Source organism: Psychrobacter sp. KCTC 72983 (genome assembly GCF_014280455.1).
Taxonomy (GTDB): domain Bacteria; phylum Pseudomonadota; class Gammaproteobacteria; order Pseudomonadales; family Moraxellaceae; genus Psychrobacter; species Psychrobacter pacificensis.
In genome coordinates, this window is sequence record NZ_CP060390.1 from 2,935,554 (window position 1) to 2,947,888 (window position 12,335).

11 protein-coding genes are annotated in these 12,335 nt (G+C 43.3%); 6 read left to right on the plus strand and 5 right to left on the minus strand.

All coding sequences use genetic code 11. From position 1 onward, the window contains the following. Positions 1–49: 49 nt before the first annotated feature. Entirely contained in the window at positions 50–1,222 is a 1,173-nt protein-coding gene (pheA, locus tag PSBA01_RS12530; protein WP_186474609.1) for a prephenate dehydratase, read from the minus strand. A gap of 499 nt (positions 1,223–1,721) precedes the next feature. On the opposite strand from pheA, the gene PSBA01_RS12535 reads away from it, so the two are divergent. Next, entirely contained in the window at positions 1,722–2,666 is a 945-nt protein-coding gene (locus tag PSBA01_RS12535) for a transaldolase (protein WP_186474611.1), read from the plus strand. A gap of 102 nt (positions 2,667–2,768) precedes the next feature. Further along, entirely contained in the window at positions 2,769–3,221 is a 453-nt protein-coding gene (locus tag PSBA01_RS12540; protein WP_186474613.1) for a surface-adhesin E family protein, read from the plus strand. Positions 3,222–3,307: 86 nt separating this feature from the next. Here PSBA01_RS12540 and PSBA01_RS12545 read toward each other — a convergent pair whose 3' ends face one another. Beyond that, positions 3,308–3,874 (minus strand): adenine phosphoribosyltransferase, encoded by a 567-nt coding sequence (locus tag PSBA01_RS12545; protein WP_083328800.1) that lies wholly within the window; start codon positions 3,872–3,874, stop codon positions 3,308–3,310. 350 nt (positions 3,875–4,224) lie between these two features. Between PSBA01_RS12545 and PSBA01_RS12550 the strand changes: the two genes are divergently transcribed. Next, positions 4,225–4,389: a rubredoxin gene (locus PSBA01_RS12550; RefSeq protein WP_057759803.1), complete on the plus strand. Its 165-nt coding sequence runs from the start codon at positions 4,225–4,227 to the stop codon at positions 4,387–4,389. 27 nt (positions 4,390–4,416) lie between these two features. Continuing rightward, positions 4,417–5,466, plus strand: a complete 1,050-nt coding sequence (locus tag PSBA01_RS12555; RefSeq protein ID WP_186474614.1) for an alpha/beta fold hydrolase — start codon at positions 4,417–4,419, stop codon at positions 5,464–5,466. Positions 5,467–5,577: 111 nt separating this feature from the next. Here the strand turns inward: PSBA01_RS12555 and PSBA01_RS12560 are convergent, their stop codons facing one another. Continuing rightward, a complete protein-coding gene (locus PSBA01_RS12560) occupies positions 5,578–6,588 on the minus strand; it encodes a WG repeat-containing protein (protein ID WP_228724593.1) in 1,011 nt (336 codons plus the stop codon). A gap of 376 nt (positions 6,589–6,964) precedes the next feature. Here PSBA01_RS12560 and PSBA01_RS12565 point away from each other — a divergent pair, with 376 nt between their 5' ends. After that, complete coding sequence (locus PSBA01_RS12565; protein WP_186474617.1) at positions 6,965–7,897, plus strand: DMT family transporter; 933 nt, start codon at positions 6,965–6,967, stop codon at positions 7,895–7,897. A 145-nt stretch (positions 7,898–8,042) separates the two neighbouring features. On the opposite strand, the gene PSBA01_RS12570 is transcribed toward PSBA01_RS12565, so the two are convergent. Next, positions 8,043–9,467 (minus strand): solute carrier family 23 protein, encoded by a 1,425-nt coding sequence (locus PSBA01_RS12570; RefSeq protein ID WP_186474618.1) that lies wholly within the window; start codon positions 9,465–9,467, stop codon positions 8,043–8,045. A gap of 534 nt (positions 9,468–10,001) precedes the next feature. On the opposite strand from PSBA01_RS12570, the gene PSBA01_RS12575 reads away from it, so the two are divergent. Then, a complete protein-coding gene (locus PSBA01_RS12575) occupies positions 10,002–11,435 on the plus strand; it encodes an L-serine ammonia-lyase (RefSeq protein ID WP_186474619.1) in 1,434 nt (477 codons plus the stop codon). Positions 11,436–11,554: 119 nt separating this feature from the next. Here PSBA01_RS12575 and PSBA01_RS12580 read toward each other — a convergent pair whose 3' ends face one another. Then, positions 11,555–11,953: a DUF4377 domain-containing protein gene (locus PSBA01_RS12580; RefSeq protein ID WP_058024290.1), complete on the minus strand. Its 399-nt coding sequence runs from the start codon at positions 11,951–11,953 to the stop codon at positions 11,555–11,557. Positions 11,954–12,335: the final 382 nt, after the last annotated feature.

Genomic DNA, 12,335 nt, shown 5'->3' on the forward strand with positions numbered 1-12,335 from the left:
GGTGTCAATCTCGATAGATAAACAAGCTAATAGATGAGCCAATATATCTTTATAATACTGCTTTTGGATACGAGCCTAAGATGCGCAGATCTTTTACCAATGGGCGAATATCGTTGATAGCGGCGCTAACATTTGGATCATTGATATGACCGTTCATATCAATAAAGAACACATATGCCCACTTATTAGGACGCTCAGGACGTGTCTCGATACTGGTCATCGAGACGCCGTGATATGATAACGGTTTCAAGATTTCGATCAATGCACCAGCTCTGTCATGGGCTGAGACCACGATGGAGGTTTTGTCTTGACCAGAAGGCGCAATGGCCTCATGTCCGATGATAAGGAAACGGGTGGTATTGCTTGGATTGTCTTCAATGTTTGAGTAAAGCTTATGCAAGCCGTACTCTGCAACCGCAACGTCGCCAGCGATTGCTGCTGAATGCCATTCGTTTTTGAGGCGACGCGCCGCTTCACCATTGCTTGATACCGCAACGCGCTCCACATTAGGGAAATTCACATCTAGCCAATGACGACACTGCGCCAATGACTGCTGGTGCGAATAAATACGGCTCAAACCATCAAGCTTAGTATGCTCAGCGACCAAGAAGTTTTGATGAATCGGTAGTTCAACTTCACCAATAATTTTTAGACTAGAAGATAAGAATCCGTCCAAAGTATGATTGACCACCCCTTCTGAAGAGTTTTCGACAGGGACAACGCCATACATCGCCGTGCCCGCTTCAACCTCACGGAATACATCGGTAATGGTCGTCATTGGCACGGTATCAGCAGCTTTACCAAAATGCTTTAATGCAGCGGCATGGGTAAAGGTGCCAACTGGTCCTAAGAAAGCAATACGCTGCGGCGCTTCTAAGTCTAAACATACCGACATAATCTCACGAAACAAACGTGCCATCTTTTCGTCAGCGATTGGACCCGTATTGCGCTCCATGACCGCTTTTAGCACCTGTGCTTCACGCTCAGGACGATAAAAAATAGGGTCACTACTGTCATCAGCGGCCGTGTGGTTTTTCTTTACCGCTGCTACTTGTTGCGCCAGCTTGGCACGATTATTGATGAGTGTTTGAATCTCGCAGTCGACCGCATCAATGTTTTGGCGAATATTATCTAAAAATTCTTTTTCAGTTGCGGTGCCGCTAGCGCCTGCGGCGGTTTGATTTAGATTATCCATGGTTTGTTCTGGTGACTGCTCGCTCATTACCGCCCATCCTTTTTAGATTTTATCACTGTTAGGTATTATTAATATTTAGATATGAATATCTGCTAAATTTTACTGTGTTTTTTAAATGCTTCGACTATCTCTATATACCGATAGTGCTTGAGAGTGTCATTATGAAGTCATTGGTAAATAGCGGTCAATGACCAAAACTATTTTAACCATCATCCAAAAACAGTCTATCAGAAATATCGCACGTCATTGGCGTTCTCTGGTATTACTGTTATATTGGTCGCCAAGTACAGCAGACCAGCGGATGACCGGCTCTACTATAGCAAAAACTCAGGTCAGTGCCCATTCGTAAATAGTGATAAGCCAGCAAATTATTATTAATATTATCACAGTTAAGTAATATGACAGTGGCACATAGCACAACTATGAGCAAACACACGTAGAAAACTGTGTTACAGTTTCCATTCAGCTCCCTCCCCTGTCATTTATAAGAGGAGCACCACATCATTAATAAGAAAAAGGATATCTGATGAGCGCATTACAACAATTACGTACCATGACGACCATTGTCGCTGATACTGGCGACCTTGCTGCTATTGCCCGACTAAAACCTATCGATGCGACCACCAATCCAAGCCTCATCACCAAAGCCCTCATTCATCCTGATAACCAAGGTATGCTATCAGAAACAATGAGCCGCCATAATGGCGATGTCGATGCAGTGATTGACGCCCTGACCATTCAAGTTGGTTGTGATATTTTGGCGCTTGTTGAAGGGCGCGTTTCTACCGAAGTCGATGCGCGTTTGTCTTATGATACTAAAGCGACGATCGATAAGGCCCTTGGGTTTATGGACGCTTATCAAAAAGCTGGTATCGACTCAGAGCGAGTATTGATCAAAATGGCAGCAACTTGGCAAGGCATTGAAGCGGCACGTTATCTTGAAACTCAAGGCATCCACTGCAATTTGACCCTACTATTTGGTCAGCATCAAGCAATCGCCTGCGCAGATGCGGGCGTGACGCTCATCTCTCCTTTTGTAGGGCGTATTTTAGATTGGCAAAAACGTCAACAAAATCGCCAAAATGTACCAGCTTCTGAGGATATGGGCGTACAATCTGTCAAACTTATTTACCAATACTACAAGCAGCATGGCTATCATACGCAAGTCATGGGGGCGAGTTTCCGCTCAACTGAGCAGATATTGGCACTTGCAGGTTGCGATTTGTTGACCATTGCGCCCAACCTAATCGATGAGCTGGCAGTCATGGATATTGATGTGCCTCGTCAGTTATCGCCGAGCATGTCCATGGATATGCAAGCGATGAGCCAAGTGAGCTTGACGCATGAAGAGTTTAGCGCGGCCTATCAGCAAGACACAGTCACACAAGACCTATTACCAAAAGGTATTGATGGTTTTATTGGGGCACGTGATGAGCTGGCGAAGACGTTAGCGGCCATCCGCGGGCAATAAACGAGACACAATAAGCACTCGTCTGGCACAAAAGATATTTGCCTGCCCACAGTAAGTTGGCTATCATGAGCGACTTCAAATAACAAGAAGCAAGGCTTAAGTATGAAACGGCTATCAATGTTATTGGCAGGCAGTGTTTTAGTGACCAGCGCCCATGCGGTCAATTGGGTCGAGGTGACCGAGAGCGACTCTGGATCGACGTTTAGCTTAGATGTAGACTCTATCGAACACTCTGACATCAACATCATAGACGAAAAAGACGTCGAAAATATCACTGTCTCTTTGCTAAGAACCTATCCTACGCAAAAAGATAAGAGCACAGTGAAAGAAAAACCCATCCATCATAGCGATCAGCAATTACTGATTTCTTGTAAAGATTTCAGTTACTATAAAAGAGCTTACGTCGATTATAGCGCTGATAATAAAGTCATTAAGTCGTGGCAATCAGAAAAGCCTATACTGACCACCAAAGACTTTAGGATCACCACACCAAAGACGGTTGGTCGCACGCTGATCGAGTACGCCTGTAAAAGCTATGAGCAAAACAAATCGTAATACCATTAGACTCACCACAAAAAAAGCGCCCTGATGATTTTCAGGGCGCTTTTTTATACTCTATAAACTCTCTTGAACAATCAGACTTACGCCTTTAATACCGTATAGACAGGTACTGGGAACTCGCCATGTAGCTCAACCAAATCTAATAAAACTAATGCGCCGACCACAGTATGATCGGCTGACTGGCATAACTCATAAGCGGTCGTCAATGTGCCTCCAGTCGCCAAGATATCATCGACCAGTAGTACACGTTCAGGTGGCAAATTATTTTGCATCTCAAGCGTGTCTTTGCCATACTCAAGCGCATATGCTTTATTAGCGACAGGTGGTGGCAGTTTACCTGGTTTGCGGAGCAAGATCATACCCTTACCCAATCTTCCTGCCAGCATACTGGCAAATACAAACCCGCGCGCTTCAACAGCCCCTAAGCAATCCACCTCATCCATCAGTCCCTCTGGCAATGCGGCAAGCAGCGCATCAATGACAGCATCAATATGACTGCGCAGTAACGGGGTAATATCATAAAAATCAATGCCGACTTTTGGAAAGTCTGGTACTGTGCGAATAATCTGCCAAAACGGATGGTCTGTATTGAGCATTGGAGTCGTCTCATTTTCGGTAGTGGCAGATGTGGCGGCGTTAATACTCATGAAAACCCTTAGCTTGTATATGTTATATGGCTTGGACAATAGTTAGACACTGATAGATCAGCAGGCAATTATGGCTGACAGTGTCAATTTAGCGACCGTTATTATAGCATGATTGGCTTTTTTATGGCGGCTTATAGCCCAAGATCGTACTTCGCTTCGGTACAATGGTACAGATGATGGACTTGATAAAAGCCAATTTCATCTCAATATACAAGTGTAAACTTAACTATGAAAATAACGGTTATATGCTAAACTACGTGCGCTTTTACCGTCTAATATAATTGACTGTAATACGAAATATAAGCGTTTATGGCGCACTGTGACACTGGTAATGATCGATAGGACTATTTATGAAACGTTATGAATGTATTGTCTGCGGCTGGATCTATGACGAAGCGCTTGGCTGCCCTGAAGAAGGTATTGCCCCTGGCACCAAATGGGAAGACATCCCTGATGACTGGACCTGCCCTGAGTGCGGTGTCGGCAAGCTTGATTTTGAGATGCTTGAGCTGTAGTAGATGACCCTCTAATTAGGACACTTCATGACAACATCAAATGACATTAATAGTGCCAAATTGCCGGAAACGTCAGATACCAGTTTAGACAATACTCTAGACTTTTACCCTACTCCTGAATGGCAACGGTTTGGGGAACATCAGTGGCGCGACTCCGATCTTAGCCAACACCTTCATCAAGCGATGATTGATATTGGTGATGGTATAGAGTTGTGTGTCGAAGCAGGTGGCAACCCTAATAATCCGCCCCTACTGATGATCATGGGACTGGGTTCGCAAATGATATTTTGGCCAGACAATTTTATTAAGCGCTTTATTGATGCTGGTTTTTTTGTGATCCGTTTTGACAATCGTGATATCGGCCTGTCTTCTAAAGTACAGATCGAGGGCCTACCGCGTATCAACCAGCTCAAAATGATGGTACGCCTACAAACGGGGCTATCGAACAAAAGCACTCAGGTGGCTTATAACTTGACTGACATGGCAGAAGACACCGCCCGGTTGATCAAGGCGCTAAAGCTTGGCAAAACGCATCTGCTTGGTGCCTCTATGGGCGGGATGATTGCTCAAATTGTGGCGGCACGTTATCCAAGCTTGGTGCAGCGTATGGCGCTTATGTTTACCACGACCAATCGAGCATTTTTAAAACCGCCAAGACCTAAGCAGCTATACACCCTTATCAATCGTCCAGAGAGCCACTCTGAGCGTGATATCGTACGCCATAGTGTCTGGTTTATGAAAACGGTTGGCACACCAGGTCACGTCAATGTGCGCATGGTGCGTGAAATTGCCAAAATCCGCTATCAACGCAATTTTCACCCACTCGGTACGGTGCAGCAGCTCAATGCTATCTTGGCATCAGGCTCTATCAGCCGCTTTAGTAAGCAAGTCAAAGCACCAACGATTGTCTTACACGGTAGCGCTGACGGACTGCTACCGGCGTCACAAGGTCGAGTAGTGGCAAAAACCATTCCTAATGCCAAGTTTCATTTAATCGAAGGTATGGCGCATGATATTCCAGAATATTATCAGCCTTATATGGTCGATTTGATTAGCAATCATTTGTTAGAAAAATAGCTATTCGCCTATAGTAACATTAGCCATAAAAAAGAGTGTAAACCCTATCGATAACGAATAGGGTTTACACTCTTTTTCGTTGTATACCAATTATAGATTATGGATATAACGCTAATCGCAGCTGACACCTGTGCCTTCTTTATTGATGCACATTTTATTGCCGTTTTTTAAATTGCCGATCCATGCCTTACCACCTGTAAATACAAATGAGGGTTGACCCTTATAATTATCATCAGTTAATACCCCATCATTAGTGAAGCGAAAAGGAATCACTAGCTCACCGCCCAGATTAACAAAGCCCCACTCCTCTCCGATACGAACGCCCGCTAATCCTTCAGAGAATGGACGGACTTCATCGAACGAATAGGTAATCATCGTGACGTCGTTGTCGTCAACGAAGCCCCATTTTCCATCTTGCTGACGTGATTGTAATGTCGTAAAACGTGTAGGTGCAGGTTGTCTTGATTGTGATGACGTATTGTTAGTAGAAGCTGTGGATTTTTTAGCCGACTGACTCTTATCCTGAGCATTTGGATCACGCGTTGCATTACCATTTTTATCTAACCAACTTATCACACTGTTTTTACGGACGCGCGCCCTCCCATTACGATAATCATCGATCTCGTCAATCGATGCTGAAAACGAGACAACCGTGCTGTTGGAGGTATTGATAACACCGTAGTTACCATCTTTTTTTACGACGATACGTCCTTCAGATACTGGACGCGCCCACCCTTGATTTCCTGTGAGCATATCGTACATTGCAGGCACGACTTCGCGTCCCTGCATATTGAGATAACCGACCCGACTGTTGCGCAATACAGGTAGTAGCCCGCCCGATATCTTGTCGGCATCGACTTTTTGATAGCGTGATAAATCAACGACCCTTTTACCTTTGCTGTCAATCAGAGCGACTGGCGCACCAAAATCTTTGATTGCTAAAAAATAGCCGCTAGTAGACGTACAAGAGACATTTTTATAGTAGCTTTTGGGGAGCTTGCAACTGGCCGCTTGTGCGCTAGGCATTAAAAAAAATGCACTAGAGACGATACCTATCGCAAAGCTAAATTGCGATATTTTTAGAGGCAAACAAGAGGTCACATTTGGTTGTATTTTTGACATAAAATGTCGGAGCATAAGCAAACCTAGGCAAATAATATTGTTTGATATAGCGAATCATGACTGGTGATTTTATGAGTACTAGACTAACAAATTGCGATATCAGAGCCAATATCATTCCTGTAAGGATGTGACTCGATTATATAAGCGCTGTTGTACAAGCATTATTGTGTGAGTAAGGTCACAAGATGGTTCTACTGCCTACGAGACTTTTTCGTACTATTTGGTTTAATAAATTATCTACAGCAACGATCTATCTAATAACCAGAATAAATTTTGGTTTTGCCATTTTATTTTTTGCTTAAAACCACGACAATAGGGCTTTGGCTAACCCTCACATTGGTCTAGGACCATAAGAATAATAATATAAGGACGTTTTATGGCGACTGCTTCTTCACGCGCTGCCCCTATTGGTCTAGTTATCGGTTGTATTATCTTTGGGCTGGGCAGTCTGATTGTCGCTCACGTCGATATCGGTGGCTGGGCGATGTCATTTTGGCGACTGGCCATTTCAGGTATTGTCTTTGCGATTTTAGCCAAGGTGATGCGCCAACAGATGCCACAATCAAAACGTGCTATTTTTTATGGTTTATTGTCAGGTGCATTTTTAGGATTAGACTTGGCGCTTTGGCACGAGAGTATTTATGCTGTGGGTCCTGGTATTTCAACCCTGCTCAATAGCTTACAAATCTTCTTTTTAGCTGCCATTGGTTTTTTATATTTCAATGAGCGCCAATCTATCGTGCAGATCATCAGTTTATTTTTAGCGATGCTGGGCGTTGCAATGATAGGCAGTCCTGAATTTGCATACAATTCCGCTGCCACTTGGGGATTTGTCACGGGTATTGTGTCAGGAGCAATGCTAGGTGCGTCGATGACTTTTATTCGAAAGACACATGATACCGAACCGACACCGATATTTATGCTGATGCAGCTGATTAGTATCGGTGGCGTCTTAGCCATGATTGTGCCTATGTTTATATTCGATACAGGTCATATCTTGCCCAACACAAGGTCTGAGATTGGTTGGGTGCTTATCTACGGGACAGTGATGCAGTGTTTGGCATGGGGTCTGATTGCTTATTCTATTCCTAAGTTGTCTCTTGCATTGACGGGTCTGTTATTGTTAACTGAACCCATCGCCGCTTTGGTTATTGACTATAGCTGGCTGGACAAACCTATCAATGGCTTACAATGGGGCGGCGCCTTGTTAACCATGCTTGCTATTTATTTAGGGTCACTAAAACCAAAACCACGCGCGCTACGCCGCTATCGATTTTTTTCAAGATTTTATAAGCGAGACTATAAGTAATTAAGTAGTATTGATACGATTGTCTCACGCAGACATTTAATAAAAAGCGCCCATACTATTCATAGCATGGGCGCTTTTTATTAGAGAAGATATACGTTTACTATTTTTATTCGATAGGCTCAAATTTTAATCTTATCAGCATTACTTATTTAACGTCAGAACTTTTATTAAATAAAGCATTCAACACAATAGCGGCTAAAGTGGCAGTACCAATACCACCCAAATCAAAACCACCTAAGTGCAAGCTAAAGTTACCTGTACCCATGATTACGGTCACTGCCGCGATGATCAGATTGCTGTTTTTACTAAAATCAATGTGGCTGTCGATCCAGATTTTTATCCCAGCGATCGTGATCAGACCGAAAACGACGATAGAAGCGCCGCCCAATAAAGCCGCTGGTATCGTTTGGATAATGGCACCAAATTTTGGTGATAACCCTAATATAATAGCGACCACACCTGCGACGACAAATATCGTTGTGCTATATACTTTGGTGACCGCCATCACCCCGATGTTTTCAGCATAGGTAGTCACACCTGTACCGCCAAATCCTGCTGAGAAAGTCGTTGCCAAGCCATCGGCAAAAAATGCTCGGCCCATATAAGGGGTCACGCGAGACTTGGTCATACCTTCCACTGCCTTAAAGTGACCTAAGTTTTCAGCGACCAAAATAAAGGCGACAGGCGCAATGAGAATAATAGCGCTCATCTCAAAGCGTGGGGTATGGATGCTGGGCAGACCAAACCATGCAGCCGCAGCGACTGCGCTAAAATCAATTGCCGTCCCAAAACCTAGGATATTGGTCATCACAAAATAAGCGATGTATGATAATACCAAACCCACGAGTAGCAGCAAACGACGTAACATGCCACGGGTAAATACCGCCACTCCACTGATGAGTAGTACGGTCAACGTAGCCATCCAAGCATCAAATTGGTTGGCAGAAACCCCTTGGATAGTAACTGGTGCCAAATTAAGACCAATAATCATGACAATAGCACCAGTGACGATAGGCGGCATCAAGCGCTCAATCCAGCCAGTGCCTGTTTTCATCACTAACAGGCCAATCAGGGCATAAATGATACCGCAGGCCATGATACCGCCTAGCGCGACATTCAAATTGGCATTGAACCCTGCCCCTGCATACGCAGTTACCGCAATCACTGGACCAATAAAAGCAAAGCTTGATCCCAAGTAGCTTGGCATACGCCCACCAGTGATCATAAAAAACATCACCGTACAGATACCAGACATCAAAATGGCTAAGTTAGGGTCAAATCCCATCAATAATGGCGCAAGGACGGTCGCACCAAACATGGCAAATGTATGTTGTATACCAAGTAATACACTCTTTGACGGTGGCAGATAATCATTGATACCCACTGGATCACGATCCAAATCACCTTTGTAAGGTCGCCATGTCGGAAACCAGCGACCATTTTCAAAATCTGGATTGTGCGGATAACTGATGGCTGCTGAATCAATACCTGCAGCTTCCAATGCATTGTGAGCTGACTGATTTTGGGCGCTGTTGTCTGAAGCTGATGATGGGTCTTTTTGAGATGGCATGCGCGCGTGTCCTATGTGAGCTGAGGTAATAGGCTAAAATAACTGATAAAGTAAAAACTGAGCTAAATTGAGAGGCTGATAGACAGGGTTGTATGGATAGCAGGTCATATAGGTAGAAAAACGTTATAATCCTCTACCCATAATATGTCATCCCAATTCATTCATTTATGTTGTAATATGACAAACCAAAAGTATTATTTGGTATGATAGCCAAGTCTTGCTAGTTATATCAGGTTAATATGTACTATCAAAAATACTTTTTGTCTTCTACAAGCTAGCATACTTAATAGCGGTACTGACTTACAGGATGTTACATAGTCGTTGACTCCGAGCATGATAGCGGAGTTTCAAAATAAATAAAAGTGATTATTCAGTCACCATCTGTACTCTTTAATAGCAATATTTTTATAGTCGGTCGCTCACAAGTCTTCTGTAGTGGGCCTTGAGAGTGACGACTGCCTATTATATTTTCAATAAAAGCGCTCAAGGCAATTATCACAATTGTTCAAGCCTTTGAATTTTCGGTAACTCATTATGATTAGTATTTTTGATTTATTTAAAATCGGCATTGGTCCATCGAGCTCACATACAGTGGGACCAATGGTGGCAGCCAATTTATTTTTAGCCTCATTGACCAAGCAAATGGAACTGACGGCTATCGCAAAGATTGAAATCGAGCTTTATGGTTCTTTGGCGGCGACAGGAAAAGGGCACGCAACAGATACTGCCATATTGTTAGGGTTACTTGGTCATACACCTAGCACCATCGATACACGTATGACCAGCAGCTATCTTTCTCCTATTTTTTCTGGCAAGACATTAAATGTGTCAGGTATTCACACGATTGCATTTGATACAGAGCAGGATATTTATTGGTACGACGATACTGTCCTTCCCTATCACCCTAACGCACTGACGCTTCGTGCTATATCGACTGACGGTACTCGTTATCAGCAGACCTACTATTCGATTGGTGGTGGTTTTGTCATCAATGAAGAAGATGCCACCGATCCAGATGAAGATCATGCCAGCCCAACGATCGATAGCGTTCCTTATCCTTTTAATAATGCAGCAGAACTACTAGAACAATGTCGTCAGTATGATTTGAGCATCAGCGAATTAGTACTGGCCAATGAATGCCACTTCCATGACAAAGAAGAAGTATTTGCCTACCTAGATAGTATTTGGGAGGTCATGCAAGATTGCGTTAAACAAGGCTGTGAAAATGGCGGTATTTTGCCAGGCGGCTTGGATGTCAAACGCCGCGCACAAGATTTGCACAGGCAACTGTCTGCGGAAAAAGACCAACCTATCACCAAAACTGATAAATTAGCCGCCATGGATTGGGTAGACTTGTACGCGCTCGCCGTCAATGAAGAAAACGCCAATGGCGGCAAAGTTGTGACCGCACCCACCAATGGTGCAGCAGGTATTATTCCTGCAGTATTGCACTACTATCGTGATTTTTTACCTAACTATAGCCAAGATGGTGTCCGCAAGTTTTTATTGAACGCCACCGCTATCGGTAGCCTAATCAAGCAAAATGCCTCAATCTCTGGTGCTGAAGTCGGCTGCCAAGGCGAGGTTGGATCGGCGTGTGCGATGGCAGGTTCTGCATTAGCAGAAATCATGAACGGCACACCAGCTAAATGCTTAAATGCGGCAGAAATCGGTATTGAGCATAATTTAGGTCTAACCTGCGACCCTATTGGTGGATTGGTGCAGGTGCCTTGCATCGAGCGCAATGCCATGGGGGCGGTCAAAGCTATCAACGCAGCACGTCTAGCCTGTAGAGGAAATGGCCAGCACTTCGTCTCTTTGGATAAGGCTATAGAAACCATGAAGCAGACAGGTGCTGATATGTCTGATAAATATAAAGAGACCGCTCGTGGTGGCCTAGCTGTCTATGCTTATAATAGAATTCCTACTGCGACGCGCGGCGTTAGTGTTAACTATAGTCAATGTTAATGTAATTGATAAATGTTACCTTTAACCACGCTATCTCATCATAGCAGCAGATATCGTATCAATAAAAAGGCCGCTATATATTAGCGGCCTTTTTATTAGTTGTATACTTTCAAGCTGTACTATTCAGCAGTTTTTGAAACGACTTCGTTTAAAATCCAAACTGGTTTGACCACATTAGATCCTTCAGCAGTGACTGCTTCTTGGCGTACATCTAATACATAACGGTAGTTTGGCTCATAAGTGAAGCCTTGAATGTTACCACTTAAAGTGGTGTAGTTTTTCTGATAAGTTTGGCGATACTGTAGGCACTGTGATTCAACCATCGTACCGTCTGTTGCAGTCAGGTCACAAACTGCTTTACGCGGTGCGATTTCTACTTCAAAACTTGGAATATTGACCACTTTGACGTTCATAGGCTGTCCTTCTACAACCATTGTACGTTCATTGTCCATGTCCATAGTAGAACAACCAGTAAGAGCAAAAGTTGTCATCAATGCTGCAAGTGCTAATCTTTTCATTATTCAATCCTCAGATAATTGGTAATAATTCTTCATTTTCTATCTAAATTTATTATTTTAAAAACTCTACTGCATTTCTTCATACAACAAAGCTTCTTTCTACCATGATGATATTTAGAGTCACGCTAATTGAAATCTCTAGCCAGCTTTACTAGCGGTGTAGTGAATATCATCTGTTTACCCCAGCAAGTATAGGTCGCAACTCACCTTACTCTCTATGACTGCTTTGTAAAGTAACGTCAGCTTTTGCAACTGATGTTAATAAAGCGTATTGAATAAAAGAGTAATTTGATAACAGCTTAGTATTAGACACAAAAAAGCCAGAGCAATCATTACTCTGGCTTTTTATAAATAGATTTAAAAAATCTGTCAAGATTGAAAT

What these genes read in the sequence shown, in the direction of transcription:
- pheA (WP_186474609.1), bottom strand. Translation starts at nt 1,222, where the DNA reads ATGAGCGAGCAGTCACCAGAACAAACCATGGATAATCTAAATCAAACC.
- PSBA01_RS12535 (WP_186474611.1), top strand. Translation starts at nt 1,722, where the DNA reads ATGAGCGCATTACAACAATTACGTACCATGACGACCATTGTCGCTGAT.
- PSBA01_RS12540 (WP_186474613.1), top strand. Translation starts at nt 2,769, where the DNA reads ATGAAACGGCTATCAATGTTATTGGCAGGCAGTGTTTTAGTGACCAGC.
- PSBA01_RS12545 (WP_083328800.1), bottom strand. Translation starts at nt 3,874, where the DNA reads ATGAGTATTAACGCCGCCACATCTGCCACTACCGAAAATGAGACGACT.
- PSBA01_RS12550 (WP_057759803.1), top strand. Translation starts at nt 4,225, where the DNA reads ATGAAACGTTATGAATGTATTGTCTGCGGCTGGATCTATGACGAAGCG.
- PSBA01_RS12555 (WP_186474614.1), top strand. Translation starts at nt 4,417, where the DNA reads ATGACAACATCAAATGACATTAATAGTGCCAAATTGCCGGAAACGTCA.
- PSBA01_RS12560 (WP_228724593.1), bottom strand. Translation starts at nt 6,588, where the DNA reads ATGTCAAAAATACAACCAAATGTGACCTCTTGTTTGCCTCTAAAAATA.
- PSBA01_RS12565 (WP_186474617.1), top strand. Translation starts at nt 6,965, where the DNA reads ATGGCGACTGCTTCTTCACGCGCTGCCCCTATTGGTCTAGTTATCGGT.
- PSBA01_RS12570 (WP_186474618.1), bottom strand. Translation starts at nt 9,467, where the DNA reads ATGCCATCTCAAAAAGACCCATCATCAGCTTCAGACAACAGCGCCCAA.
- PSBA01_RS12575 (WP_186474619.1), top strand. Translation starts at nt 10,002, where the DNA reads ATGATTAGTATTTTTGATTTATTTAAAATCGGCATTGGTCCATCGAGC.
- PSBA01_RS12580 (WP_058024290.1), bottom strand. Translation starts at nt 11,953, where the DNA reads ATGAAAAGATTAGCACTTGCAGCATTGATGACAACTTTTGCTCTTACT.